This is a genomic window from Cobetia sp. BL01 (assembly GCF_056493605.1).
In genome coordinates this window covers 171,793-196,557 of sequence record NZ_JBVBEE010000004.1, presented here as the reverse complement: position 1 = coordinate 196,557, position 24,765 = coordinate 171,793, and the positions used below count along the sequence as shown (strand labels likewise).

General features: G+C 63.2%; 24 protein-coding genes. 6 read left to right on the top strand and 18 right to left on the bottom strand.

The genetic code is table 11. The annotated features are described in order from the left end of the window. Window positions 1-45: 45 nt before the first annotated feature. The 9 genes from ccmI to ccmA form a co-directional block, all read right to left on the bottom strand. A complete protein-coding gene (gene ccmI / locus ACZYGA_RS09620) occupies window positions 46-1,383 on the bottom strand; it encodes a c-type cytochrome biogenesis protein CcmI (RefSeq protein WP_479399020.1) in 1,338 nt (445 codons plus the stop codon). After that, entirely contained in the window at window positions 1,380-1,913 is a 534-nt protein-coding gene (locus ACZYGA_RS09615; RefSeq protein ID WP_103751472.1) for a cytochrome c-type biogenesis protein, read from the bottom strand. Before ACZYGA_RS09615 ends, ccmI begins: the two co-directional genes overlap by 4 nt. Next, window positions 1,910-2,479 (bottom strand): DsbE family thiol:disulfide interchange protein, encoded by a 570-nt coding sequence (locus ACZYGA_RS09610; RefSeq protein ID WP_479399018.1) that lies wholly within the window; start codon window positions 2,477-2,479, stop codon window positions 1,910-1,912. The genes ACZYGA_RS09615 and ACZYGA_RS09610 overlap by 4 nt, the downstream gene beginning before the upstream one ends. Beyond that, window positions 2,476-4,476 carry a heme lyase CcmF/NrfE family subunit gene (locus ACZYGA_RS09605; protein ID WP_479399016.1) on the bottom strand — a complete coding sequence of 667 codons (2,001 nt, stop codon included), beginning with the start codon at window positions 4,474-4,476 and terminating at the stop codon, window positions 2,476-2,478. The genes ACZYGA_RS09610 and ACZYGA_RS09605 overlap by 4 nt, the downstream gene beginning before the upstream one ends. Further along, window positions 4,476-4,973 (bottom strand): cytochrome c maturation protein CcmE, encoded by a 498-nt coding sequence (gene ccmE / locus ACZYGA_RS09600; protein WP_084209386.1) that lies wholly within the window; start codon window positions 4,971-4,973, stop codon window positions 4,476-4,478. The genes ACZYGA_RS09605 and ccmE overlap by 1 nt, the downstream gene beginning before the upstream one ends. An 81-nt stretch (window positions 4,974-5,054) precedes the next feature. Next, window positions 5,055-5,249, bottom strand: coding sequence for a heme exporter protein CcmD (ccmD, locus tag ACZYGA_RS09595; RefSeq protein ID WP_077378928.1), 195 nt, complete (start codon window positions 5,247-5,249; stop codon window positions 5,055-5,057). Beyond that, the gene (locus ACZYGA_RS09590; RefSeq protein WP_479399140.1) at window positions 5,249-6,046 is read right to left on the bottom strand and encodes a heme ABC transporter permease; all 798 of its coding nucleotides are present in this window, start codon (window positions 6,044-6,046) and stop codon (window positions 5,249-5,251) included. Before ACZYGA_RS09590 ends, ccmD begins: the two co-directional genes overlap by 1 nt. A gap of 150 nt (window positions 6,047-6,196) precedes the next feature. Continuing rightward, window positions 6,197-6,919, bottom strand: a complete 723-nt coding sequence (ccmB, locus tag ACZYGA_RS09585; RefSeq protein ID WP_077378925.1) for a heme exporter protein CcmB — start codon at window positions 6,917-6,919, stop codon at window positions 6,197-6,199. Then, window positions 6,916-7,629, bottom strand: coding sequence for a cytochrome c biogenesis heme-transporting ATPase CcmA (gene ccmA, locus ACZYGA_RS09580; protein WP_479399139.1), 714 nt, complete (start codon window positions 7,627-7,629; stop codon window positions 6,916-6,918). The genes ccmB and ccmA overlap by 4 nt, the downstream gene beginning before the upstream one ends. Window positions 7,630-8,107: 478 nt before the next feature. Between ccmA and ACZYGA_RS09575 the strand changes: the two genes are divergently transcribed. Beyond that, window positions 8,108-8,584, top strand: coding sequence for a LexA family protein (locus ACZYGA_RS09575; RefSeq protein WP_077378921.1), 477 nt, complete (start codon window positions 8,108-8,110; stop codon window positions 8,582-8,584). Window positions 8,585-8,610: 26 nt separating this feature from the next. After that, a complete protein-coding gene (locus ACZYGA_RS09570) occupies window positions 8,611-9,237 on the top strand; it encodes an IMPACT family protein (protein ID WP_136939070.1) in 627 nt (208 codons plus the stop codon). Window positions 9,238-9,379: 142 nt separating this feature from the next. Here ACZYGA_RS09570 and ACZYGA_RS09565 read toward each other — a convergent pair whose 3' ends face one another. Both ACZYGA_RS09565 and ACZYGA_RS09560 read right to left on the bottom strand, forming a co-directional pair. Next, entirely contained in the window at window positions 9,380-10,000 is a 621-nt protein-coding gene (locus ACZYGA_RS09565) for an FMN-dependent NADH-azoreductase (RefSeq protein ID WP_084209388.1), read from the bottom strand. Window positions 10,001-10,166: 166 nt separating this feature from the next. Continuing rightward, window positions 10,167-11,189 carry an MliC family protein gene (locus tag ACZYGA_RS09560; RefSeq protein WP_479399014.1) on the bottom strand — a complete coding sequence of 341 codons (1,023 nt, stop codon included), beginning with the start codon at window positions 11,187-11,189 and terminating at the stop codon, window positions 10,167-10,169. 537 nt (window positions 11,190-11,726) lie between these two features. On the opposite strand from ACZYGA_RS09560, the gene ACZYGA_RS09555 reads away from it, so the two are divergent. Then, window positions 11,727-12,638 carry a LysR family transcriptional regulator gene (locus ACZYGA_RS09555; protein WP_479399012.1) on the top strand — a complete coding sequence of 304 codons (912 nt, stop codon included), beginning with the start codon at window positions 11,727-11,729 and terminating at the stop codon, window positions 12,636-12,638. A gap of 232 nt (window positions 12,639-12,870) precedes the next feature. Here ACZYGA_RS09555 and ACZYGA_RS09550 read toward each other — a convergent pair whose 3' ends face one another. From ACZYGA_RS09550 to ACZYGA_RS09535, 4 genes are all read right to left on the bottom strand, one after another. Beyond that, window positions 12,871-13,077: a cold-shock protein gene (locus ACZYGA_RS09550; protein WP_077378903.1), complete on the bottom strand. Its 207-nt coding sequence runs from the start codon at window positions 13,075-13,077 to the stop codon at window positions 12,871-12,873. A 214-nt stretch (window positions 13,078-13,291) separates the two neighbouring features. Then, the gene (locus tag ACZYGA_RS09545) at window positions 13,292-13,756 is read right to left on the bottom strand and encodes a lipocalin-like domain-containing protein (RefSeq protein ID WP_279874762.1); all 465 of its coding nucleotides are present in this window, start codon (window positions 13,754-13,756) and stop codon (window positions 13,292-13,294) included. Window positions 13,757-13,821: 65 nt separating this feature from the next. Continuing rightward, window positions 13,822-15,483 (bottom strand): ATP-binding protein, encoded by a 1,662-nt coding sequence (locus tag ACZYGA_RS09540; protein ID WP_479399011.1) that lies wholly within the window; start codon window positions 15,481-15,483, stop codon window positions 13,822-13,824. A gap of 3 nt (window positions 15,484-15,486) precedes the next feature. After that, complete coding sequence (locus ACZYGA_RS09535) at window positions 15,487-16,197, bottom strand: winged helix-turn-helix domain-containing protein (protein ID WP_077378895.1); 711 nt, start codon at window positions 16,195-16,197, stop codon at window positions 15,487-15,489. Between the two features lie 617 nt (window positions 16,198-16,814). Between ACZYGA_RS09535 and ACZYGA_RS09530 the strand changes: the two genes are divergently transcribed. The 3 genes from ACZYGA_RS09530 to gnd all read left to right on the top strand — a co-directional run bounded on the left by ACZYGA_RS09530 (window position 16,815) and on the right by gnd (window position 22,402). Continuing rightward, window positions 16,815-19,715: a ribonucleoside-diphosphate reductase subunit alpha gene (locus ACZYGA_RS09530; RefSeq protein WP_084209391.1), complete on the top strand. Its 2,901-nt coding sequence runs from the start codon at window positions 16,815-16,817 to the stop codon at window positions 19,713-19,715. A 281-nt stretch (window positions 19,716-19,996) separates the two neighbouring features. Beyond that, window positions 19,997-21,250 (top strand): ribonucleotide-diphosphate reductase subunit beta, encoded by a 1,254-nt coding sequence (locus tag ACZYGA_RS09525; protein ID WP_479399009.1) that lies wholly within the window; start codon window positions 19,997-19,999, stop codon window positions 21,248-21,250. A gap of 168 nt (window positions 21,251-21,418) precedes the next feature. Then, window positions 21,419-22,402 (top strand): phosphogluconate dehydrogenase (NAD(+)-dependent, decarboxylating), encoded by a 984-nt coding sequence (gene gnd / locus ACZYGA_RS09520; protein WP_077378886.1) that lies wholly within the window; start codon window positions 21,419-21,421, stop codon window positions 22,400-22,402. Window positions 22,403-22,554: 152 nt separating this feature from the next. Here gnd and ACZYGA_RS09515 read toward each other — a convergent pair whose 3' ends face one another. From ACZYGA_RS09515 to ACZYGA_RS09505, 3 genes are all read right to left on the bottom strand, one after another. Next, a complete protein-coding gene (locus ACZYGA_RS09515; RefSeq protein WP_084209393.1) occupies window positions 22,555-23,094 on the bottom strand; it encodes a retropepsin-like aspartic protease family protein in 540 nt (179 codons plus the stop codon). 79 nt (window positions 23,095-23,173) lie between these two features. Continuing rightward, window positions 23,174-23,671, bottom strand: a complete 498-nt coding sequence (locus ACZYGA_RS09510) for a DUF3592 domain-containing protein (protein WP_303565846.1) — start codon at window positions 23,669-23,671, stop codon at window positions 23,174-23,176. A gap of 26 nt (window positions 23,672-23,697) precedes the next feature. Continuing rightward, window positions 23,698-24,369, bottom strand: a complete 672-nt coding sequence (locus ACZYGA_RS09505) for an ankyrin repeat domain-containing protein (protein WP_077378878.1) — start codon at window positions 24,367-24,369, stop codon at window positions 23,698-23,700. Between the last annotated feature and the right edge of the window lie 396 nt (window positions 24,370-24,765).

Here is a 24,765-nt window from a genome sequence, read left to right as displayed (position 1 = left end):
TGATGATCCACGTGATCAGATCGTCGAGTCGGGGCACATCGCGACTCACCGTGCGACGCGGTGATCGATACGCAGCATCAGCGGTGCGTCCGCAGCCTCGTGGCTGACATCAGCATCGGCCTCGGTGCTGCGAGTAACGATGACATTCTCGAGCTTGCCTTCAAGGTCCCCCGACTGCGCCGCCGGCTGACCGGAAGCGGAGATGCGCGCGACGAGAGTGACGCGCTCCGCCATCGAGAGCCGCGCCATCGGGGCCATGGCATCATCATCCGAGAGCGTGACCGTCAGCGGCAGCGTGTCTGCGGTGGTACGCACCACCGCCAGCGGCGGCAATTTGCCTTCGGCATCACGCGCCACGATGAACAGGGTCGCCTCGTCAGCACTCACCGGCATCGCCGCCAGCTGCGCCTCGAGTGCGGGGTCCAGCGACACCTTGAGGGTCAGACGTGCAGTGCCTGCCTGACTGTCCTGAGCAGCAGCCGTTGCCGGGCTGTCCAGCGCCACCGAGGCATCGACTTCACCGGCACTCGCCATGCGCTGACGCGCGGCCGCGATGCCTTCACGCAGGGCCTTGGCGGCATCGGGGTTCTCGAAACCGGCAATCGCCTTGCGCCAGTAGTCGATGGCCTCGGGATAGCGGGCTTGCTCGAACGCCTCGATACCCAACAGGCCGAGCACGGTAGGCTGACGCGGGTCGGCTGCCAGCACCTCGTCGACCAGCCCCTGCACCTCATCGGTCAGCGTGCGCTGCGCGGCGAAGAACTTGAGCTGCGCCAGCTGCGCGACCAGCGCGGGCACCCGACCTTCGAGCGCGATCAATGCCTCGAGCGACTGCATCGCCTCATCGAGGCGTCCGGCATCACGATAGAGCGGAAACAGTGCCATCCACACCTTGGCGTTATCCGGCTGTGCCTCGGCCTCGGCACGCAGACGCGCGATGCGCGCATTGAAGCTGGCGGCATCATGGATCGGCGTGGCGGCAATCGCCTGCGCCAGCGCCAGATCGCCGCTCGCCCCTTCGCGCTGATACCAGTAGAGCGAGCCCGCCACCATCGCCACCAGCAACACGGGCACCAGCACACGACCACTGCCGGCCGCCTTGAGCGGGGAGCGCCTCAAAGCCTCGGCATCTTCCAGCAGACTGCGTTCCAGCTCGACACGCCCTTCCGCCAGCGCCGTGTCATCCAGCTCGCCGCGCGCATGGCCGCGCTCCAGTGAGGCCAGTCGACGTCGATAGACACGCACGTTCTCGGCGCCGAGGCTGTCGTTGTCCTCGAAGGCCTGCTGGGCGGCATGCACGCGGCGCGCGCGGCGCAGCGGCAGCAACAGCAGCCAACCGGCGGGAAGCAGCAGCACGGCGATCGCCAGCCATAACAGAATCATGAGCGCTCCTTGGCGTCTTGCGGTGCATTGCCGGCATCGCGATGCCTGTCGAGCAGCGCCGACAGGCGTGCCTGCTCATCATCGTCCAGCGCACGCACCCGTGCCCGTCGCCGAGCCCGCACGATCAAGGCCACGATGAGCAGTCCGAGCGCGATCAGGGCCGCCGGACCGCCCCACAACAGCCAGGTACGCCCATCGAGGCGCGGGTTGTAGAGCACGTACTCGCCGAAACGCGCGACCATGAAATTCTGGATCTCGCTGTCACTGCGACCATCATTGAGCAGATCCGCCACGTTCTGGCGCATGTCACCGGCGATGGGGGAATCCGAGTCACCGATCGCCTGGTTCTGACACTTGGGGCAGCGCAGCGCGGCCGTCAGGCTGTCGTAGCGCTTCTGCAGCACAGGATTGTCGAACTGATGCACCTCGATGGCAGCCTGCGCCTTGCCAGCCGCCAGCCACGAGAGAAACAGCAGCACGACCAGCGCCTGCACCAGCGGGATGGCGACACTCTTGAGCACGGACTTCATGAGCTGGCCTCCTCGCCGGCGGCACCAGTCGCAGGTTTCGCGATCCGCTCCAGTGTCGGCAGGATCACATCGCGAACATCTTCCGGACGGATATAGCCGGTGTGGTGATAGCGGATCACGCCCTCGGCATCGACCAGGAAGGTTTCCGGTGCCCCATAGACGCCGAGATCAAACCCCAGGGTGCCATCCGGGTCGAAGAGATTGACGCTGAACGGGTCACCGAATTCCTCGAGGAACTGGCGGCCCTTGGCACGCGTGTCCTTGTAGTCGACCCCGACCATGTGCACACCGCGATTCGCGAGATCCAGCAGCTGCGGCATCTCGTGCTTGCAGGTCGGGCACCACTCGCCCCAGACGTTGACGAGGCTGACCTGGCCCTTGAGCAGCGAGGCATCGAGGCTCGCCTGCGGGTCACCCAGGGTGCTGAGCGAGAATGCGGGGAAGGGGCGCGACAGCAGCGCGGAGTCCCGTGCGTAAGGGTCATCATCGAGGCGCTTATAGAGAAAAGCGCCCAGCCCCACCACGACCACCAACGGCAAGAACAGCACCAGACGACGAAGATTCATGGGTGAGCCTCCTGCGCGGTGAGTGAGGGATTGTCGGTCACCGTACTGGCCTCGACACGCCGACGATAACGGCGATCCAGCACGGCGATCACGCCGCCCGCGCCCATCAGCAAGGCGCCCAGCCACAGCCAGCGCACGAAGGGTTTGACCTGGATGCGTACTGCCCAGCTATCGTCATCGAGCTTCTCGCCCATGGCGACGTAGAGGTCACGCGTGAAGCCGGCATCCAGCGCGGTTTCGGTCATCGGCATGCCGCTGGCCAGGAACAGGCGCTTCTCGGGATGCAGCGTCGTCACCGCCTCGCCATCACGACTGACCTCCACCGTGGCGCGGTCGGACAGGTAGTTGGGGCCGCGATACTCGCCAAGCTCAGTCATGCGGAATTGATAGCCGCCCACGCTGACTTCCTTGCCCTGCACCATGCGCACGTTCTCGGCGACCTCGGTATTGGAGACCAGCGTCACGCCGACGATGGTCACGGCCAGGCCCAGATGCGCCAGCTGCATGCCCCAGTAGCTGGGCGTGAGGCGCTTGAGACCTGCCAGACGCCCTGCCCTGGAGGCACTCTTGTCCCACAGGTCGCGCAGCAGCGGCAGCACCACCCACAGCGCGATGACCAGCCCCAGCGCCACCGAGAGACTCCACTCGATATCCAGCAACAGCGGCAGCAGCCCGCCGATGATGAGTGCCGCGCCGCCGGAAAGTGCCAGACGGCGTGCAAGCTCGCGCCCAGGCATCTGCTTCCAGCGCGAGGCCGGCCCGAGCCCCATGAAGGCGCACAGCAGTGTGGTCAGCGGCACGAACAGCGCATTGAAGTACGGCGGGCCCACCGAGATCTTGCCCAGCCCCAGCGAATCCAGCACCAGCGGATAGAGAGTGCCCAGCAGCACGGTGACCATCATCACCAGCAGCACGAGGTTGTTGACCAGCAGAAAGGCATCCCGCGACAGCCAGTGGAAGCCGAGCGTCGAGCGCACGCGCGGTGCGCGCAGCGCGAACAGCAACAGCGAGCCACCGACGGTGATACCGAGCAGCACGAGGATGAACAGGCCGCGGTCCGGGTCACTGGCGAAGGCGTGCACCGAGGTCAGCACGCCGGAGCGCACCAGGAAGGTCCCCAGCAGTGACAGCGAGAAGGCGAAGATCGACAGCAGCACCGTCCAGCTCTTGAAGGCACCGCGCTTCTCGGTGACCGCCAGTGAGTGGATCAGGGCGGTACCCGCCAGCCACGGCATCAGGGAGGCGTTCTCCACCGGGTCCCAGAACCACCAGCCGCCCCAGCCCAGCTCGTAGTAGGCCCACCAGCTGCCCAGCGCGATGCCAACGGTGAGGAAGGCCCAGGCGATGTTGGTCCAGGGGCGCGCCCAGCGTGCCCAGGCCGCATCGAGGCGCCCGCCCAGCAGGGCCGCCATCGCGAACGAGAATGCCACCGAGAAACCGACATAGCCCATGTAGAGCATCGGCGGATGGATGATCAGCCCGATGTCCTGCAACAGCGGATTGAGATCCGCGCCATCTGCCGGCATGTCCGGCAGCAGACGTGCGAAGGGATTGGAGGTCAGCAGCACGAAGGCCATGAAGCCGGTGGAGATCAATCCCATGATGCCCAGTACCCGCGCCAGCATGTCGCGCGGCAGATCGCGCGCGCCCAGCGAGACGGCAAAGCCCCAGCCCGCCAGTATCAGGCTCCACAGCAGCACCGAACCCTCGTGACTGCCCCACACGGCACTGAACTTGAAGTACCACGGCAGCTGGCTGTTGGAGTTGTTGGCGATGTAGGCGACGCTGAAGTCATCCAGCAGGAAGCTCGCGGTCAGACAGGCATAGGCGATCAGCACGAACAGGAACTGCCCCCAGGCCATCGGCTGGGCGAAACTCATCCACAGCGGGCGACGCGTGGCGGCTCCCGCCAGCGGCACCACCGCCTGCACGCAGGCCAGACAGGCCCCCAGAATCAGCGCGAAATGGCCGATTTCCGGCAACAGTTGCGTCAACATCACTGCGCCTCCTGAGGTGTTTTCTCTGTCATCCCGGTGTCTATCCTGTCACCCGTCCTGTTGCCAGAGACATCACGTCCGGACGCCTTGAGAGCCTCGGATACCTCCGGCGGCATGTACTTCTCGTCATGCTTGGCGAGCACTTCGCTGGCCTCGAGATGCTCACCATCGAAGGTGCCCATCACCACCACGCCCTGCCCTTCACGGAACAGGTCCGGCAGGATGCCCTGATAATGCACCGTCACGTCATGATCGAAATCGGTGACGGTGAAGATGGCATCCAGCGTCTCGTTGTCACGCCTGACACTGCCATCGCGCACCATGCCGCCTGCGCGAATCTGACGCCCCTGGGGCGCCTCGCCACTGGCGATCTGGGTCGGGGTGTAGAAGGCATTGATGTTGGCGCGCAGGGCATAGAGCGTGAGGCCCACCGCGAGGGCGGCCAGCAGCACGATGGCCGTGACGAGATACAGGCGCTGCTTGCGTTTGGGGGTCATGGTCAGGGCTCGATCAGGGCAAGGGACGATCATGCCTCTCGCGACCAGCGGGACGGCTGGCACGGGAGGTCGAGAATGGATTCAGGAACGGGCGGATTCCCGACGCAGGCGACGGCGAATATCGGCCTCCACCGCGCGACGGGACAGCCGCGTGGCGATCACCAGCCCCGCGAGGCATGCCGCCGTCAGCCCCCAGGCGGACCACACATAGAGGGCGTGCCCTCCCATGGCGAAGAACTCGCTGACACTCGAGAAGGCGACATCGGGCAAGCTCATCAGTGATCACCCTCTGTGGAAACGGGGCCTGCAGGCGAATTCTGGCCGGGGCGTGAGTCCGAGTGCGGGCTCAGCAGGTCACGCACCCATTGCTTGCGACTCTCACGCCTCAGCACCTCGACCCGCGTGCGCATCAGCACCAGCGCACCGAACAGGGCGTAGAAGCCGATGACCATCAGCAGCAGCGGAATCCACATGCTGGCCGGCATCGGCGGTGCTTCACTCAGCGTGAAGGTGGCAGGTTGATGCAGTGTGCTCCACCAATCCACCGAATACTTGATGATCGGGATATTGACCATGCCGACCAGCGCCAGAATCGAGGCGGCACGCGAGCCGCTGTCACGACTGGCGAAGGAACCGCGCAGCACGATCACGCCCAGATACAGGAACAGCTGGATCAGCATCGACGTCAGCCGGGCATCCCAGATCCACCAGGTGCCCCAGGTGGGAATGCCCCATACCGAGCCGGAAAACAGCGCCAGCGCCGTCATCAAGGCGCCGACGGGGGCGGCGGCCGTGGCGACCATGTCCGCCAGCTTGATCTTCCAGACAAGGAAGATGAGTGCGCATGCCGCCAGCAGCATGAAGCAGGACTGGGCGAGAATCGCCGCCGGCACATGCACATAGATGATGCGGAAGCTGTTGCCCTGCTGGTAATCCGCCGGCGCGAAGGCCAGTCCCCAGGCACTGCCGGCCACCAGCGCGAGGATCGCCACGGCCCATAGCCACGGCAGCCAGCGCTGGCTGGCCGCGAAGAAGGTCGCCGGTGTGCCCAAGCGATGCAGCCATGGCCACAGCCCGCCCTTGCGCGGGCGAACCTTGCGAGCAGGCGCTTGATGAGAGTCGGAATCGGCGTTCACACGAGCCTCTTGTCAGGGGCGAAAGGATATCTGGCGAAGTGCTGGCGGCACTCAGGCCACCCTCTGCCAGCCGGCAGGGAGCAGGGACTAGCCATTGATGCTCAGCCTCAGGCCGGCGGCGATGGCAAGCGGCGCCAGCAACAGTGCCAGCGCCAGCATCGCACCCAGCATGGCCAGGTGGGCGGCGCTGGGCATGCCGGTGACGGCGCTCTGCACCGCGCCGGCGCCGAAGATCAGCACGGGAATGTACAGCGGCAGGATGATCAGCGAGAGCAGCACGCCGCCGCGCCGCAGCCCGACCGTCAGCGCCGCGCCGATCGCGCCGATCAGCGACAGGCTCAGACTGCCCAGCGCCAGCGAGGCGATCAGCACCCCGAAGGCGCCGCTCGGCAGCCCCAGCATCACGCCCAGCAGCGGTGCCATCAGCGCCAGCGGCAGACCGGTCAACAGCCAGTGCCCCGCCACCTTGGCCAGCACCAGCAATGGCAACGGCTGGGGGGTCAGCAGCAGTTGCTCAAGGCTACCGTCGTCGAGGTCCTGCCGGAACAGCCCCTCAAGTGACAGCAACGTGGCCAGCAAGGCCGCCACCCACAGCAGCCCCGGCGCCAGTGTCGCCAGCAGCGCCTTGTCCGGCGAGATCCCCAGCGGAAACAGCGTGATCACCAGGGCGAAGAATACCAGCGGGTTGATCAGCTCACTGCGCCGGCGCAACGCCTGACGCAGGTCGCGTCGAAGTGTCGCCTTGAGTGCTCCACCCAACGAGCAGGCAACGGGAGACTCGGACAATGGTGTCAGAGGATCATGTCTCATGCCCAGGCGCCCTCCCTCGACTCCGCGCCAGCGCGTTGCCCAAGGCCTATTCGGCGCAATCGCGAGACATCCGAGAAGCGATGGTGGGTCGTCATCACCACGCTGCCACCCCGCTCGGCATGCGCCAGCAGCAGCGCCTCCAGCGCCTGGACGCCATCGATGTCGATGGCGGTGAAGGGCTCGTCGAGCACCCACAGTTGACGCGGTGTCAGGTGCAATCGCGCCAGGGCGATGCGCCGCTGCTGACCAGCCGACAGCTGCTGGGCCGGGACATCCTCGAAGCCGGCAAGCCCCACGGCGTCCAGCGCTGCCCAGGCGAGCGAGCGTCGCTCCGCGGCGTTTCGAGAAGATGCGGCGTCACCGAGCGCCTGATACCAGGCAAGATTTTCCAATGCCGTCAGCGTGCCCTTGATGCCGGGCTGGTGACCCAGATAGAGCAGTGATCCCAGAAAGTCGTCGCGCACCCGCGAGGCAGGCTGCCCCTGCCAGAGCACTTCGCCTTCGTGATCATGGAACTGCCCGGACAGAATCTTGAGCAGGGTGGTCTTGCCACTGCCATTGGGGCCTTCGATCTGCAGGATCTCGCCCGCCGCGAGGCTGAAGTCGAGCGTCTGGAACAGCCAGCGCTCATCGCGCTCACACCCAAGCGCCCGCACCGCCAGCAAGGGCGGCACGCAACGGGCTTCATCGCTGACTGGCTGGATCGACATCCCGACATCTCGCGGCTGGTCAGTCGCGGAGCGCGACATCAGAGGCTGGTCCCGAGGGATCCAATCGCGTCATTCTACGAGCTGAAGCCGGCACTGACCACCGGTCGCCCGAATGACGCGACCCGCACGCGTCGAGCCTTGCACGGGAGTCAAGTTCTCGCGCGCTCCATCAGCAAAGCATGGTGCACATTCATACGACACACCCATCGCCTGATTGGCATCGACGACCGACTCACCCCTTGCCACCTCGCGCTGGCTTGCTATGATGCAGACACTGTATACAAAAACAGTACTCATACAGTATCGTCATCGCATGCCTGGCATTGCCCGGGCAGCAGACCGAACGGGTCGGCTCTCATCGCGTTGTCATCATGTTCGCAGAGCCTATCAGGCCGCAGATGAACTCAGCCTGACGACCTTTCACGCTGCATCGCAGGTCGGCTCCCTCTGCCGACCGCACAGCATCAGGGGATAGCTCATGTCACGTCTTCACGCTCCACACTACCTTCAGCGCCTTCACAATCTGCCGCTCAATGACGAGGCCTGGCAGGAAATCACTGCCAGCGACATGATGGATATCCCGTTGCTCGGCAACATCACCGCCGGCATGCCCATCGAAGCCATCGCCGACTGCGGCACGATCGCCGTGCCGACGCGCATGGTGCGACGCAACACCTACGCCCTGCGCGTTCGCGGCCACTCGATGATCAACTGCAACATTCATGATGGCGACATCATCATCATCGAGCGCAGTGAAAGTGCCGAGAACGGTGAGACCGCCGTGGTGATGATCAACCAGCAGGAAGTGACGCTGAAGAAGCTGTATATCGAGAAGAGCGGTGTACGCCTGCAACCGGCCAACGACAGCATGGCCCCCATCTACCTCAAGAATGCCGATATCGAAGTGCTGGGCATGGTGATGGGTGTCGTACGCGGCAACGCCGTCACTCATTGAGGGCGACGCTTTGCTAAGATGGCACGATGAGCTATCAGATACCTGCACTGGCGCCAGAGGCGCATCACGAGCACAGCATCGAGATCGAGAAGAGCCGCTTCATCGCCTGGCTGGCCCACGCTCCGACACCAGACGCCATGACGCGGCTGCTGGTAAAGGCGCATCTCGCCCATCCCAATGCACGTCATCACTGCACGGCATTCATCGCGGGTGCGCCGAATGAGCAGAATGCCATCGGCTTCTCCGATGACGGAGAGCCGGGCGGTACCGCCGGCAGGCCGATGTATCAGGTACTGGAAGGCAGCGGCGTGGGACAGATCGCCTGCGTGGTGATCCGCTACTTCGGCGGCATCAAGCTGGGCACCGGTGGTCTGGCTCGTGCATACAGTCGTGCCGTGCTCGACGCCCTCGAGCGACTGCCCACCACCACCTTCACGCCGCGTACACCCAGACGCCTCAAGGTCGGATTCGCTCATGAGGCCGACGTGCGTCACTGGCTGAACGGCTACGATGTACCGGTGGATGCCAGCGACTATGCCGCCGATGGCGTGGTGTTGACGGCCGGCTGGCCGCAAGGCGGCGCTCAGCCGCCGCTGGAAGAGCTGCATGCGCGCCTCAAGGGCGCACTGGAAGTACTCGAAGACCAAGGCTGAGCGTTTCCGGCCACTGGCTCCTCCCCCAGTGACCTCTGCTTCCCGATAGCACAAACGCCACCGCCGCTCCTCTCAGAGCGGCGGTGGCGTTTTCATTCATCATGCTCAACCAATGTGACTCAGCTACGGCAGATACACCGGGTCAGAGAGCATCTACGTAGTTGGCGATGCCTGTCCTGGCCTCTGACAGAGCTCCCACCTTTTGCTCATCGCCCATGTTGAGGCCTTCAGCGTATACGAAGTGCTGATCCGTGATGCCCATCAGCCCAAGCATGGATGTGAGATGCGGCGTCTGGGAGTCCAGGTCACTGCCCGCATACATCCCGCCACGTGCTGCCAGCACCAGTGCCTGCTTGCCTTCCAGCAGACCCACGGGCCCTTTCTCGGTGTAGCGGAAGGTCTCGCCGGCACGCAGCACCCGGTCGAACCACGCCTTCATCTGCGTCGGCAGGCCCAGATTGTAGAGCGGTGCCGCGATGACCAGCAGGTCAGCCGCTCTCAGCTCGGCCAGGAAACCATCAGACAGCTCGGCGAGCTTGCGTTGCTCAGCGCTTCGCTCATCCGCCGGCGTCATCCATGCCTGCATCTCGGCGGCACCCAGGTGCGGAAGATCGCGCTCGACCAGATCATGATGCGTCAACTGATGCTCGTGACCGGACGCCTGCAAGGCATCCACGAACGCGGAAGCCAGTTCACGAGAGTTGCCTTTTTCTCCGAACAGGGAAGATGAGACCAGCAGAACATTGAGCGGTGTGGCAGACATGGCAGGTTCTCCGCAGACAGAAAGGACGATTTCCCATCACGAGCCAGGCTTGGCATCCGTTGCCCGTAATGGAGAGCTGCCCGCCATGATAGATGAACTCCGTGGCACGAAAAGCGATAAAGATCGCACCAACCATTCGAAAAAATCGACGAAAAGAAACGTCATGTCAGGGGAGGTATGCCTCTCCACAGCCACTCAGATCTCGAGATTCTCCTCCTTTTCGCGTCAGAGTCAGCTCGGAGGTCAGCGGATACGGGGTACCTTGCATGGTGTCGAAGCAGGCACCCGGCGTCAGGCTCAGTTTCAGCCACCCCCTGCCGACTGAAGCGCGCGGCAAGCGCGCCGACAGCACCTTGCCATGCTTGCCGTCGTCATTGACCCGATAGGGTAACGTCAACTGACTGAGCGACGATGACTCCTGATCCTGCTTGCCGCTCTCGTTCCCGGCAACGCCAGAGCTGCTGTCATCGGTGCCTGTAGCGTCCTGCGACACCCGCGCCTTGCCTTGCACGGCACCCAACAGGCCGGGCGATGCCGTCACCGTCATCCGGTTATGCGCTCGATCCAGACTGATACGCCACTCAGGCTCGTGACCCTGTGCCACCAGCAGCGGCTGGTCATCGGGGATCTGGATGGTGCGCTGATCATCCTGAACGCACTCAAGGTTGCCGCGCGCATTGTGCAGCGTGGCTTCCCGCCCCTTGAACCAGACTTCCAGTTCACGGGCTCCCCCCTCCGCCTGTTGACGCTGCCGCTCGGAGACCGGGGCGTCATTGGCCCGATAACGAGCGCCGGAAGCACTCACCACATGCCCCAGGGCGTAGGCGTGCTGACGCGACCATAGCCGCAGCCAGCCTTCAGCAGTCGCCTCCTGAGGGGTGTCCGTCGCCACAGAGACGGGAGGCCTGCCCCTCGCGTCCTGTCCATCACTGAAGGCCATCAACAGATCCTGCGCCGGCGTACAGCGCCAGACCTGATACTCGCTGGCCCCCCGAGGCGGCAGGAAGGTCGCGGGCAATGTCACCGCCGGCGCCTGACCCAGCGACTCGGCACTGGGTGCCCTGGGCTTGACTGGTTTCGTGGCAGGACGCACTTCAGGAATCTTCAGCGGTGCCGGCATCACCTGCGCACTCGGCGCATCACGCGATTCATCCGACAGCATGGAGCAGCCACTCAGCAGCGCCATCATCGACACGCACAGGAGATTGGCCGAGGCGCCTGTCGAGATACCTGTCGCAGTGCATGTCGAGATAGTGGCCACCTGACGCCCGCCACGCCAAGGCGAGACATCTGGCGCCGAACAGGCAGCAGCCCTCGTATGATCCGGGCGCGAATGAAACGGAAACATGAAAAGCCCTCCCTGGGCATGCCTGACGACAGAACGTAACGCACCGCACTCCTGTAGAGGCGGCGACACAGCGTGATTTCAAGGCGTAGAGAGCAACGCCATCCTGGCGCATGAAGAAAGTCTATCAAGCGCAGCCAGCCTTGTGGGCCTCGATTCACGGCAATTCCCATGAAGTGCCGTCATCGTGAAGACACTGGCACTGCCTGCATGAGACACCTCCCTCTGCGATGGCCATGCCGAGATCCATCAGGCTCAGGGGGAATGCCCAACGGAGCTCATTGACGCTTCCTCGCGCAGCAGCGATTGACCTGCGCAGCACTTCGCCCAAGAATTGAATGAAAATGAACTGTTCACTCATCCAAATGAGCAAAACTCATCATGCTCGAACTACGCCATCTCCGCACGCTGCTGGCACTGCGTGATGCCGGCTCGCTGGTCGAGGCTGCCGAGCGCATCCACCTCACCCAGTCCGCCCTCTCACATCAACTGAAGGACCTGGAAGAGCGCCTGGGCACGCCACTGTTCATTCGCAAGACGCGCCCGGTCGAGTTCACCCGTGCAGGGCAACGCCTGCTGTCACTGGCAGAACAGGTACTGCCGCAATTTCGCATGGCAGAGCGTGACATCGCGCGCATGGCAGGCAGTGAGCAAGGACGGCTGCATATGGCCATCGAATGCCACAGCTGCTTCCAATGGCTGATGCCGACGGTGGATCGCTTCCGGGATCACTGGCCGGAGATCGAGGTCGACATTCCTTCGGGCCATAGCTTCTCTCCCCTCCAGGCGCTGGGTCGCGAGCAGCTGGACCTGGTCATCACAGCCAATCCGGTGGAGATGACCGGTATCCAGTACCTGCCACTGTTCCGCTACGAAGTCATGCTGGCCGTGGCACGCCAGCATGCACTGGCTCTCAAGGGCCGTGTGGAACCGGAAGACCTGCGGGAAGAAGTGCTGATCATCTACCCTGTCGAGCATGACCGGCTGGACGTGTTCACCCAGTTCCTCGAACCCGCCAGCATCAGCCCTCGCGAGATCCGCCATGCCGAGATGACGGTCATGATGATGCAGCTTGTCGCCAGCGGTCGCGGCGTGACGGCACTGCCCAACTGGGCATTGGCCGAATACCTGAACCGCGATTATGTTCGTGGCCTGCCTCTGGGCGACGGAATCTGGGCGACGCTCTATGCCGCGGTGCGAGAGGATCTGCTGGGCACTCCCTGGATGGATGATTTCCTGCGCACTGCCCGCGAGACCTCCTTTGAGGTGCTCAGCGGCGTGAAGCCAGCCTGAGCCAATGCCCCAGGGCATCTCCGGACAACCACTTGAACGACAAGAGCCCCGTCCCACTGCGCTTATCGTGCAATGGGACGGGGCTCTTGTTCATGGCATGCCTCTGCGGAGTGTGCCAGGTCACCGATACTGCATTTTTTGCACGCACACAAACAGAAGCGCCCCAGCATGAGCTGGGGCGCTTCTAGACATCTATCATCTCACACGGAACGAATTCCGCAGCGAGTGATGATCAGTCGATAGCCTTGACGTTGGCTGCCTGCAGGCCTTTCTGGCCCTGAGTCACGTCGAAGGAGACCTGCTGGCCGTCCTGCAGGGTCTTGAAGCCTTCTGCCTGGACTTCGGAGAAGTGAACGAACAGATCGTCACCGCCGTCAGCCGGAGCAATGAAACCAAAACCTTTCGCGTCGTTGAACCACTTAACTGTACCAGTTGCCATGAGAAATTCCTCTCTGATTAGCATGTTTGAAATAACGGGCATTACCCGAAGAGCGTGGGCAAAGCAAAACCATGCATCAAATCAGCGAGGCATTTCGGGGCGCTCAAGGCGTTTTACCGAGCAGCACAGGCGACTGAGTGGTGCGTCTTGCTATCCAACAGGGGTTACCTTGCACCTTAAGCCATGATCCCGTCAAGCCTTTTCGGTAATGATGTCATCTATCATGAAGACGCTGCCAGGCAAGCCAGGTGGTATAGCCCCCTGCAGGCAGCTGAAGATTGGGCGCGTCCGTGCCCAGCAGCAGTGACTCTCCGGTGAGCTGGACTCGCCGCGCCAGCGTCACGCCACTCCAGTCCGCGATGCTCGCGACGTCTACCTGATGACGGACCTCCTGACGCTGCTCATCCCAGCACCAGCGCCCACAATAGGCAAAGCCCTGCCGAAAGGCCGCCATCAATTGATCATCAGTGGGCGCCACCCCTAGAGGTTCACGCTCACGAGCCGCCAGCTGAACGCTCATGAAGCCATTGGGGAGATAGTGCAGCTGACCCGCACACCTCCCCAATGGCTCCCATTCACGCCCATCCGGCCAGGCATACCAGAAGCGTTGCAGCTCCCAGGAGCCGATCAATGCGTCATGCAGAGCCCCGACGTCACGGCTCGCATCTTGCAGATTCATCCACTTGCCCTCCTCGCTGATGACATCGCTTCGCACCACTGCGTATCACGATAGAGTAGCATCGCTCAGGTGCGCTGCCCGTCATCCCCCTCCCCGGGGGTCACGGGCGGCAAGGAAGGAGGCGCCTCACGTCCCAGCTTGCTGCTGGACAAGGGCAGCAGCAGGCTGAAACGTGCCCCTTTCAGGGCGATGCCCCGATCGACCACCACGCTTCCGCCATGAGAGTGCATGATCTTCTGCACGATGGAGAGCCCCAGACCATAGCCACCTGAAGATCGCGTGCGTGAATCATCCAGTCGCGCGAATGGCTTGAAGACCTTCTTGCGGTCCTCCTCGCCCACGCCGGGGCCATCATCCTCGACATCGATGCGCACCACCTGCGGGTCTCTGGAGATGCGCACCAGCACACGTGAATCTGCATGCCGACAGGCATTCGAGACCAGATTCTGCAGCGCACGCTGCAGATAGCGTGCCTCCGCCTCCACATCAAAGGCACCGCCTTCAATGCTCAGCAGCAGCTCAGGATGCAGTGGCGCCAGGGTTTCACAGACCTGCTCCGCCACTTCCCGACAGTCCACCGCCCCCAGATCCAGCTGAACCCCGGCGGCGTCATTGAGGCGTGCATAGGTCAGGATCTCGTCGATCAGCTTGTCGAGCTCTTCGATGTCACCATCGGCGCCCTTGATCTGCCGGAGCACGAAATCATCATCCACCATGTCCTCGATCATCTGCAGCGCGAAGCGGATACGTGCCACCGGGGTACGCAGCTCGTGGGAGACGGCGCGAATCATGTCCTGCTGGGCTCCCAGCAATCCCTGCACGCGTTCGGCCATGCCATTGAAGGCCATGCCGAGACGGCCAAGAAAGTCATTGGTCTCGATCCTGACCCGCGTATCGAGGTAGCCGCCGGCAATCCGGGTCGCCGCCTTCTCCAGTCGAGTCAACCGTGCCTCCAGCGAACGCACGACCAGATAGATGACACCCCCCAACAGGCTGATGACGGCCAGAATCATGGCAACGATCAATGCCGCCGGGGTCGTCTCGAAGACCTGCAGCGGCCCGACCTTGATCAGGTTGTGACCCTCCAGGCGGGTATAGAGCGCCAGCGCCTGTCCATGGCTTGCCATGTTGAGCACCACTCGCTGGTCGTTGATCCGCCCGACCTGTTGCGCATCCAGCCCGTTGGGCATGTCAGGCAATTGAGCGAAGGCCAGCCCGGAGGCATCCTGCAGCTCCGACAACAGAGCGACACGCTGCTCCGGTGCCATGGGCAACAAGGCTTCCCGCAGTAACGACATCAATCCCCGCAACTGTCGCTCAGCCAGATGCAGCAGCCTGAGCTCCAGCACCTGCTCCTCGCCCGGCACCTGCATCAGTAGCTGCCAGCCGGCATCCTGATGCTCATGCACCAGAGGCCGGCCGGCAGCCAGACGGCGCTTCTCCCACCAGTTGAGGTCGAATACCTCGACAGGCGCCAGCATCAGCCGCGCATCCAGCAGGCGCGAGGAGCGCTCCAGCAGGCTCGACCTTTCGGCAGGAGGCGCCTCGGCCACCTGCCGGGTCAGCAGCAGCATCGGCGCCGCCCCCAGGCGGGTCTGGTAGGCCTCGAGTCGGACAGCGTTGGTCAGCTGATAACCGCCCAACGCCACGCCCAGCGTCAGGAGCAACGCCAGCAGCAGCACCACGTAGACGCGCAGGAAGATACTGTCAGACAGCGCACGCCGCATGAATCAGAGGTCCTTGACGAACAGGTAACCCTTGCTGCGTACCGTCTTTATCCGCTCAGGGTGATTGGGGTCATCCCCGATCTTGGGCCGGATGCGCGAGACGCGCACGTCAATGGAGCGATCCTGGCCGTCATACTTGATGCCACGCAGTGCCGAGAAGATCTCTTCACGAGTCAGCACGCGCCCGGCATTGGAAGACAGCAGCCACAGCAGGTCGAACTCGGCACTGGTCAGCTCGATACGCTCACGCGCCAGCCAGGCTTCACGGGTAGCGTTGTCGATCTCCAGGTCATTGAAGACGAGACGCGTCTCGCCTGCCGCCTCTTCCGGGCCGTCGGCCCGCCTGAGCAAGGCACGCATGCGCGCCAGCAACACGCGAGGCTGCACCGGCTTGGGCACGTAGTCATCGGCGCCCATCTCGAGGCCCAGCACCTGATCCATGTCATCAGTACGTGCCGTCAGCATCAGAATGGGGCCGGAGAACTGGGGCCGCACGCGACGACAGATGGACAGGCCATCCTCGCCCGGCAGCATCAGATCGAGGATCACGATGTCGGGGCGCAGGCTGATGATCAGGTCCACTGCCCGGCCGCCATCGTGTTCGACGCTGACGCGGAAGTTGTTGGCTTCGAGATACTCACGCGTCAATGTCGCCAGACGCTCGTCATCCTCGACAATCAGTACATGTTCTTGCGCATTGGTATCCAAGGGCATTCCATCCGCATCGTTGGGTCGGCGTGGCCAGCGGCTCACAGGGAGTTACCGTCCTGTGCCACGTCGTAACCTTTTCAGGGTGATTTGTCACGAATGATACGCCAATTTGGGGATTTACGCGCCAGCTGTCCCGCACACATGCGCACTGACGAGGGGCAAAGAAATTAACACGCAATGTCTTGACATCCCCGGGCGGCAGGCACGGATTTTCAACCACACCTTACCCACAAGTTATCCACTTGCACGACCCCAAAAACAACACTATCTTGTGTCCAAATTCAGCTCACACCCCATATGTAGGGTTTTGGCGACGTCCGCACCCATAAGCCGGAAAGGCAATTTTCAAGCCTCAAGTCAAGCCCGAAAGAGATGATTCAGCAGATGGCGCGGCAACGCATGATCTGCCGCAACCAAGCTGTCATCGGTACCGAATTTCCTGTCTGACCGCCTTTCAGTGGCCTGACGGGTCATGCCAGCCGAGACAGCGAACAGATGATATGTCAGCCAGCCGTACGTGATGGCACGCCCCACCGGGTGCCTCGCCGGCAGTGACACACGCTTTGCCCACGGGCCCTCGCCGGGCAACGATTCACCTTCAGACGATTCAGGAAGGCGTCATGGATTCCACTTTCAGCACCGATCAGGCGGCAGTCGACGTGACCGCACCCCAGCGCCTGCGCGTCATCAAGCGCACTGGCGATGTTGCGCCCTTCGATGCCAGCAAGATCTCCGTCGCACTCTCCAAGGCGTTCATCGCCGTGGAAGGCGATCAGGTCGAGTCCAGCTCGCGCATCCGCGATCTGGTCCAGCAGCTGACCAGCCAGATCACCGATGCCTTCCAGCGTCGCATGCCTGATGGTGGCACTCTGCATATCGAAGACATCCAGGACCAGGTCGAACTGGCCCTGATGCGCTCCGGCGAGCACAAGGTGGCCCGCGCCTACGTTCTCTACCGTGACGAGCACGCCCGTGCCCGCAGCGCGCAGAACGACGGCATCGCCAAGCCGCACCCGACCATCAATGTCACGCACCTCGACGGCAGCGTGCGTCCGCTGGATCTGGGCCGTATCGAGACACTCGTGTTTGATGCCTGCGCCGAGCTGTCCAACGTCGACGCCCAGAAGATCGTCGATGACTCGCTGAAGAACCTGTACGACGGCGTGCCGGTCGATGGCGTGTCCACCGCGCTGATGATGACCGCGCGCACGCTGGTCGAGAAGGACCCGAACTACACCTACGTCACCGCCCGCCTGCTGCAGGACAACCTGCGCCGCGAAGCCCTGAGCTTCCTCAAGGTCGCTGACGAGGCCACCTTCGGCGAGATGAAGGACCACTATCCGGTCGCTTTCAAGGCCTACATCGAGAGCGGCATCGCCTTCGAGCAGCTGGATGAGCAACTGGCCACCTTCGATCTGGATCGCCTCGGCGCCGCCATCGATCACACACGTGACAACCAGTTCACCTATCTCGGCCTGCAGACTCTGTACGACCGCTACTTCCTGCACCAGAACGACGTGCGCTATGAGCTGCCGCAGGTCATGTTCATGCGTGTCGCCATGGGTCTGTCCCTGAACGAGGAAGACCGCGAAGGTCGCGCCATCGAGTTCTACGAGCTGCTGTCCAGCTTCGACTACATGGCCTCCACGCCGACCCTGTTCAACGCCGGCACCCGTCGCAGCCAGCTGTCCAGCTGCTACCTGACCACCGTGCCGGATGCCCTCGACGGTATCTACGGTGCCATCCGCGACAACGCCATGCTCTCCAAGTGGGCCGGCGGTCTCGGCAATGACTGGACGCCGGTGCGCGCACTGGGGTCCTACATCAAGGGCACCAACGGCAAGTCCCAGGGCGTCGTGCCCTTCCTGAAGGTCGTCAACGACACCGCCGTTGCCGTCAACCAGGGTGGCAAGCGCAAGGGCGCCGTCTGTGCCTACCTGGAAACCTGGCACATGGACGTCGAGGAATTCCTCGACCTGCGCAAGAACACCGGTGATGACCGTCGTCGTACCCACGACATGAACACCGCCAACTGGGTGCCGGACCTGTTCATGAAGCGTGTCTTCGATGACACCGAGTGGACCCTGTTCTCGCCGTCCGACTGCCCGGACCTCCACGACCTGTACGGCGCGGCCTTCCAGGCGCGTTACGAGCAGTACGAGGAGATGACCCGTCAGGGCCAGCTGAAGCTGTTCAAGCGCGTCAAGGCGCGTGATCTGTGGCGCAAGATGCTCTCCATGCTGTTCGAGACCGGCCACCCGTGGATCACTTTCAAGGACCCGTGCAACCTGCGCAGCCCGCAGCAGCACGCCGGTGTCGTGCACTCGTCCAACCTGTGCACCGAGATCACCCTCAACACCTCCGAGGATGAGATCGCGGTCTGCAACCTGGGCTCGATCAACCTGGCGCAGCACGTCATCGACGGCAAGCTGGATGGCGACAAGCTCAAGAAGTCGGTACGTACCGCCGTGCGCATGCTCGACAACGTCATCGACATCAACTACTACGCCGTTCCGCAGGCGCGTCGCTCCAACATGCGTCACCGTCCGGTCGGCCTCGGCATCATGGGCTTCCAGGACGCGCTCTATGCGCAGTCCATCGCCTATGCCTCCGAAGAAGCCGTGACCTTCGCCGACGAATCCATGGAACTCGTCAGCTATCACGCCATCGAAGCTTCCAGTGATCTGGCGGCCGAGCGTGGCCGTTACGAGAGCTTCGACGGCTCTCTGTGGAGTCAGGGCATCCTGCCGATCGATTCCATCGAGAAGCTCAAGACCGAGCGTGGCGCCGACTACATCGAGATGGACGAAAGCCAGACTCAGGACTGGGACTACATCCGCGAGAAGGTCCGCACTCAGGGCATGCGCAACTCCAACGTGATGGCGATCGCGCCGACCGCGACGATCTCCAACATCTGTGGCGTCTCGCAGTCCATCGAGCCGACTTACCAGAACCTGTTCGTCAAATCGAACCTGTCTGGCGAGTTCACCGTGGTCAACGCCTACATGGTCAACGACCTCAAGGCGCGCGGCCTGTGGGATGAGGTCATGATCAACGACCTCAAGTACTACGACGGCAGCGTCCAGCCGATCGAGCGCATTCCGGAAGACCTCAAGGCGCTGTACGCCAACGCCTTCGAAGTCGAGCCGAAGTGGATCGTCGAAGCCGCCTCGCGTCGCCAGAAGTGGATCGACCAGGCGCAGTCCCTGAACCTGTACATCCAGGGCGTGTCCGGCAAGAAACTGGACGTGACCTACCGCATGGCATGGTTCCGTGGCCTCAAGACCACCTATTACCTCCGTGCTCTGGGTGCAACCGCCGTGGAGAAGTCCACCGTCGATCGCAGCAAGCACAACGCCGTCGGCAACGCACCGACCCCGGCTCCTGCTCCCGCGCCGACCCCGGCACCGGAAGCCAAGCCGGAACCGCGTGGCATCGAAGACTTCCTGCAAGGCAAGAGCGGTCAGCGTGCCCCCTCCGCCAGCAACATCGATGAGCTGGGCTGTGAGGCCTGTCAGTAAGCGATTGCGCAAGACTCGAGTCAGGCCCTGCCTGACTCCCCGCCTGCGATGACATCCCCGGCAGGCGGGCTGCGGCACTTTCTCAAGACCGAGCCTGGCTCGGTCTTGTGCCGACACAACAATCACTGCCTCCTGACATTGTCTCGAAACACGGCCCGGGCCTGACCTTCCCTCTCGGCAGATCACGCCTCTCGATGGCGCCAGCGTCGCAGGACGCACCGCCAACGCCTTCTTGTCACGCTGATTGCCCGCGTGACCACTACGAACACGAGGAACGCAACATGTTGAACTGGGACGATTTCCACGAAGACGAAGCCCCCGCTGCCGAGAAGCCGGCCGCTGCCAAACCGGCGCCGCAGGCCGAAGCCCCGGCGACTGCCCCTGCGGATGAAGTTGCCGTCGCGAGCGAGAACAGCGAAGGCTACGCGGTCAGCGAAGCGGAACGCATCGCCCGCGCCCAGCAGGCGCTGGACGATCTTGACGTGGCCAAGGGTCTGGAAGAACTGGAAATGGGTGCCCAGCGCATTCAGGTCGACGAGAAGCGCATGATCAATGCCCGCGCCGACGTCAACCAGCTGGTGCCCTTCAAGTACGACTGGGCATGGCAGAAGTACCTCGACGGCTCCGCGAACCACTGGATGCCGCAGGAAGTGAACATGAACGCGGACATCGCGCTCTGGAAGAGCCAGGACGGTCTGACCGAGGACGAACGTCTGATCGTGATGCGCTCGCTGGGTTACTTCTCCACTGCCGACTCGCTGGTCGCCAACAACCTGGTGCTGGCCGTCTACAAGAACATCACCAACCCGGAGTGCCGCCAGTACCTGCTGCGCCAGGCCTTCGAAGAGGCGATCCACACCCACGCCTACCAGTACTGCATCGAGTCCCTGGGCATGGACGAAGGCGAAGTCTTCAACATGTACCGTGAAGTGGACTCCGTGGCGCGCAAGTCCGCCTGGAGCCTCAAGCACACCCAGGCACTGGCGCGTGCCGACTTCCACACCGGCACCCCGGAAGCGGATCAGGAATTCCTGCGCAACCTGATCGGCTTCTACGCCGTCACCGAAGGCATCTTCTTCTACTGCGGCTTCTCCCAGATCCTGTCCATGGGTCGTCGCAACAAGATGACCGGCGTCGCCGAGCAGTTCCAGTACATCCTGCGTGACGAGTCCATGCACCTGAACTTCGGCATCGACGTGATCAACCAGATCAAGGTCGAGAACCCGCACCTGTGGACCGCCGAATTCCAGGACGAAGTCACCCAGATGATTCTGGAAGGCACCCAGCTCGAGATCGAATACGCGCGTGACACCATGCCGCGCGGCGTACTGGGCATGAACGCGGCCATCATGGAGGAATACCTCCACTTCATCTGCAACCGTCGCCTCGCGCAGCTGGGCCTCAAGGAGCAGTTCCCGGGCGCCAAGAACCCGTTCCCGTGGATGTCCGAGATCATCGACCTGCGCAAGGAGAAGAACTTCTTCGAGACGCGCGTCACCGAATATCAGGTCGGCGGTGCCCTGAGCTGGGATTGATCGCTGATCACTCCCTCTCCCGGAGACAGGCACGCGACTGACGCCTGTCTCCGCTGAGCACCCCAACGGGCCATGTCATTGATATGGCCCGTTTTTGCGTCCAGCGCCCGCACAGGGTAGGCTTCGCGCCGTCCCGACTCTCCCCGGCTTCACGTGAAAGGAACGAACATGCAACTCGGTATCATCGGACTCGGCCGCATGGGCGGCAACATCGCCCGCCGCCTGATGCGCAATGGCCACGAAGTGGTCGCCCATGACCGTGACGAGGCGATTGCCCAGTCACTGGTCGCTGACGGCGCGACCCACGTCGACAATCTCGCGGCGCTGGTCCAGCAGCTGAAGGCACCGCGTGCCGTGTGGGTCATGTTGCCGGCGGGCGAGATCACCGAGCAGACCATCAGCGCACTGGCCGAGCTGATGGAAGCCGGCGACACCATCATCGATGGCGGCAACACCTTCTACAAGGACGACATCCGTCGTGCTGCCACGCTGAAGGACAAGGGTCTGAACTACGTGGACGTGGGCACCTCCGGTGGCGTGTGGGGCCTGGAGCGCGGCTACTGCATGATGATCGGCGCCGAGAAGGCCGTGTTCGATCATCTCGAGCCGCTGTTCGACACCCTCGCCCCCGGCTATGGCAACCTCGAGCGCACCAAGGGTCGCAATGCCCCGGATGAGCGCGCGGAACGTGGCTATATCCACGCAGGCCCGGTCGGTGCCGGCCACTACGTGAAGATGGTGCACAACGGTATCGAGTACGGCCTGATGCAGGCCTACGCCGAAGGCTTCGAGCTGATGCAGAGCAAGGGCTCCGAGGACCTTCCGGAAGACCAGCGCTTCGACCTCAACCTGGCCGACATCGCGGAAGTCTGGCGTCGTGGCAGCGTCGTCTCCTCCTGGCTGCTCGACCTGACCGCCCAGGCGCTCGCCGGCGATGCGCGCCTGGATCACTACAGCGGTGCCGTCTCCGACAGTGGCGAAGGCCGCTGGACCGTCGATGCCGCCGTCGAGCAGGGCGTTGCCGTGCCGGTGCTGGCAAACGCGCTGTTCTCGCGCTTCAGCTCGCGCAAGGAAAACACCTACGCCAACCGTCTGCTGTCCGCGATGCGCTTCGGCTTCGGTGGCCATGTCGAGCCGCCCAAGCAGGACTGATCTTCCGCTGACGCGTCAGACGTGAAACGCCCCGCTCATGGTCTCCCATGAGCGGGGCGTTTCGTTGGCGAGGCCATCGTTGGCAAGACAGCATGAGCATCAGAACCTGTCAGTCTGACTATCTGGCCGGCCTCTCCTGACCGGCAGTCTCGTCAGCCGCCACGCCCCGCAACCGGCGTGAGTGTCATCTGCTGCCCCCGCATGTTGATATCGAACTCCCCCAGAAAGCTCATTCCCAGCAGCACCACCTCATCATGCATGCCCGGCACGATGGCCCCGCGCACCTCGCGCTGGTTGAGCCCCGCCAGACTGACGACATCCAGCGTGGTCAGTGCGCCATGGCTCACCCCATTGGCGGTGGTGAAGCGGGCATCGCGCCCGCGCGGCAACGCCAGACGCTCGGCCAGTGATTCGGACACCGAGACATAGGTGGCGCCGGTATCCAGCAGGAAGGTCACCGGCTCACCATTGATCTCGCCGGGGGCCACGAAGTGCCCTGAGCGGTTGCGCGTCAGGGTCAGCGGCTCCCCCTGGGACAATGCCTGACCGGCCAGCGAGGCATTCGGGCGGGTACGCTCCTCGAGCTGCCCCTGGAACCACCACACCAGCATGCCAAGTATCAGCCCCCAGCACAGCACCAGCATGCCGATACCGTAACGCCGGGTTGCCCCCTGGCCTTCAGAATCCTTCATTCACCCTCACCTCTGACAGCCGGTTGCCAACATGCATCCCCCTCCATGCCACCGGCCCTCTTAATGCTACCGACCCTCTTCATGCTACCGGCCCTCTCAACAACAGACGCAGCGCCACCAGACACAGCGCGATCCCCAGCGCCAATGGGACGCCGATCAACCAGCCGCGCGTGCCAGGCAGACTGGCCTCATGAGGCGCACTGCGTCGATAGTTCACGGCCACGGTCTCGCCGACCGCAGGCGTCGGCGTCTGTACCGCCAGCGGTGATACATATTCATGCCAACCGCCACGACTGTCCTGGTAACGCACGATGGGCGCGTACTGGATCGACTCGACATTGAAGCGTCCCCCCGGCGGCAAGCCTGCCATCGCCAGGGCCTCGTCCTCACTCAACTCACCGCCCTTGGGCAGATGGATACGGCCGCGCCCTTCCACGTTCAGGGCGCGATCATGACTGATCACCTCTCCCATCACCTGGACGCTTTCCCGTGCGAGTGATTGTGCGTACTGCCAGCGAAGCGCACCCAGCAACAGCAGCGCCACGCCGATGATCAACAGCCCCCAGGGTAATACCATGCGCTGCCTCCTGCGTAGGTTGGCCATCATGTCTGGCGGGAACTCGCCGAGCGGGCTGCCTGAAGCGTCTCGTCCGACACGACATGCGCCACGCCCTGCTCCCGACCACCAGCCGCTTCCAGCATGTCACTCAAGGTCTCGAACTTGCGCCAGCGTGCGTGCGCCAGAGGTGTCACTCCCTCGGCATCCGCGAGATTGACGTCAGCGCCGTGATCCAGCAGCTGCTTGACCACCTGTTGATAGGCATCCCCGCCGTCCCCCAGCAATACGGCTTCGATCAGCGCCGTCCAGCCAAGGCGATTCTGATGATCAGGCGGCACGTCCGTCTGCTCCAGCAACACGCGACAGATATCCGCATGGCCGCGCTCGCTGGCGGACATCAGGGCCGTGGAGGAGAAACGATTGAGCACCGTGGCCGAGGCACCGTGCTCAAGCAGGCAGGTCAGGCAATTGCCATATCCCAGCGCCGCGGCAGCCAGCAAAGGCGTGTCATGCAGAGCGTCAGTCTGCTCGCTGTCAGCTCCCGCGGCCAACAGCACCGCCACCGCTTCGGGCTGATTGGCCTGCACGGCCACCATCAACGGCGAGCGTCCGCGATAATCGACATCATTGAGGCGCTCACGCGCCCCGGGCTCGGCAAGCGCTTCCCTGAGCCCTTCCAGATCCCCACGCTGAGCGCACATCGTCATGTCCTTCATGCCCACCTCCTGACGCCTGAGAATTCACACGACTCCTGTCTGACAGCCTATGCGATCCTGAAGACGACCGTTAGCCTCCCTGCGTTCAATCTCCGCCTTGCACAGCCGTCAACCCTCTCCCGGGGTCACTGTCACGCGCGCATCTCGCTGCCGGAACAGGGAGATATCAGGCATAAAAAAAGCGCCCCCGAAGGAGCGCCAGTTCGTCATCACCGCAGGGCGCGGCAGACGAGACTCAGAAACGAAGCCCGTCCGGCTGCCAGCCGAACCCCTTCAGAATACGGTGCGGCTGGTATGACGCCCAATCATCTCTCGGGATCGAGATGATAGCCAATCTCTATGAGTTGATATCTTTCAATAGGCTTATATCAAAGGACTGCAGGACACCCCTCTTCC

Excerpts from the sequence above, each read along its gene's own strand:
- ccmI (WP_479399020.1), bottom strand. The coding sequence starts at position 1,383 with ATGATTCTGTTATGGCTGGCGATCGCCGTGCTGCTGCTTCCCGCCGGT.
- ACZYGA_RS09615 (WP_103751472.1), bottom strand. The coding sequence starts at position 1,913 with ATGAAGTCCGTGCTCAAGAGTGTCGCCATCCCGCTGGTGCAGGCGCTG.
- ACZYGA_RS09610 (WP_479399018.1), bottom strand. The coding sequence starts at position 2,479 with ATGAATCTTCGTCGTCTGGTGCTGTTCTTGCCGTTGGTGGTCGTGGTG.
- ACZYGA_RS09605 (WP_479399016.1), bottom strand. The coding sequence starts at position 4,476 with ATGTTGACGCAACTGTTGCCGGAAATCGGCCATTTCGCGCTGATTCTG.
- ccmE (WP_084209386.1), bottom strand. The coding sequence starts at position 4,973 with ATGACCCCCAAACGCAAGCAGCGCCTGTATCTCGTCACGGCCATCGTG.
- ccmD (WP_077378928.1), bottom strand. The coding sequence starts at position 5,249 with ATGAGCTTGCCCGATGTCGCCTTCTCGAGTGTCAGCGAGTTCTTCGCC.
- ccmB (WP_077378925.1), bottom strand. The coding sequence starts at position 6,919 with ATGAGACATGATCCTCTGACACCATTGTCCGAGTCTCCCGTTGCCTGC.
- ccmA (WP_479399139.1), bottom strand. The coding sequence starts at position 7,629 with ATGTCGATCCAGCCAGTCAGCGATGAAGCCCGTTGCGTGCCGCCCTTG.
- ACZYGA_RS09575 (WP_077378921.1), top strand. The coding sequence starts at position 8,108 with ATGTCACGTCTTCACGCTCCACACTACCTTCAGCGCCTTCACAATCTG.
- ACZYGA_RS09570 (WP_136939070.1), top strand. The coding sequence starts at position 8,611 with ATGAGCTATCAGATACCTGCACTGGCGCCAGAGGCGCATCACGAGCAC.
- ACZYGA_RS09565 (WP_084209388.1), bottom strand. The coding sequence starts at position 10,000 with ATGTCTGCCACACCGCTCAATGTTCTGCTGGTCTCATCTTCCCTGTTC.
- ACZYGA_RS09560 (WP_479399014.1), bottom strand. The coding sequence starts at position 11,189 with ATGATGGCGCTGCTGAGTGGCTGCTCCATGCTGTCGGATGAATCGCGT.
- ACZYGA_RS09555 (WP_479399012.1), top strand. The coding sequence starts at position 11,727 with ATGCTCGAACTACGCCATCTCCGCACGCTGCTGGCACTGCGTGATGCC.
- ACZYGA_RS09550 (WP_077378903.1), bottom strand. The coding sequence starts at position 13,077 with ATGGCAACTGGTACAGTTAAGTGGTTCAACGACGCGAAAGGTTTTGGT.
- ACZYGA_RS09545 (WP_279874762.1), bottom strand. The coding sequence starts at position 13,756 with ATGAATCTGCAAGATGCGAGCCGTGACGTCGGGGCTCTGCATGACGCA.
- ACZYGA_RS09540 (WP_479399011.1), bottom strand. The coding sequence starts at position 15,483 with ATGCGGCGTGCGCTGTCTGACAGTATCTTCCTGCGCGTCTACGTGGTG.
- ACZYGA_RS09535 (WP_077378895.1), bottom strand. The coding sequence starts at position 16,197 with ATGCCCTTGGATACCAATGCGCAAGAACATGTACTGATTGTCGAGGAT.
- ACZYGA_RS09530 (WP_084209391.1), top strand. The coding sequence starts at position 16,815 with ATGGATTCCACTTTCAGCACCGATCAGGCGGCAGTCGACGTGACCGCA.
- ACZYGA_RS09525 (WP_479399009.1), top strand. The coding sequence starts at position 19,997 with ATGTTGAACTGGGACGATTTCCACGAAGACGAAGCCCCCGCTGCCGAG.
- gnd (WP_077378886.1), top strand. The coding sequence starts at position 21,419 with ATGCAACTCGGTATCATCGGACTCGGCCGCATGGGCGGCAACATCGCC.
- ACZYGA_RS09515 (WP_084209393.1), bottom strand. The coding sequence starts at position 23,094 with ATGAAGGATTCTGAAGGCCAGGGGGCAACCCGGCGTTACGGTATCGGC.
- ACZYGA_RS09510 (WP_303565846.1), bottom strand. The coding sequence starts at position 23,671 with ATGGTATTACCCTGGGGGCTGTTGATCATCGGCGTGGCGCTGCTGTTG.
- ACZYGA_RS09505 (WP_077378878.1), bottom strand. The coding sequence starts at position 24,369 with ATGAAGGACATGACGATGTGCGCTCAGCGTGGGGATCTGGAAGGGCTC.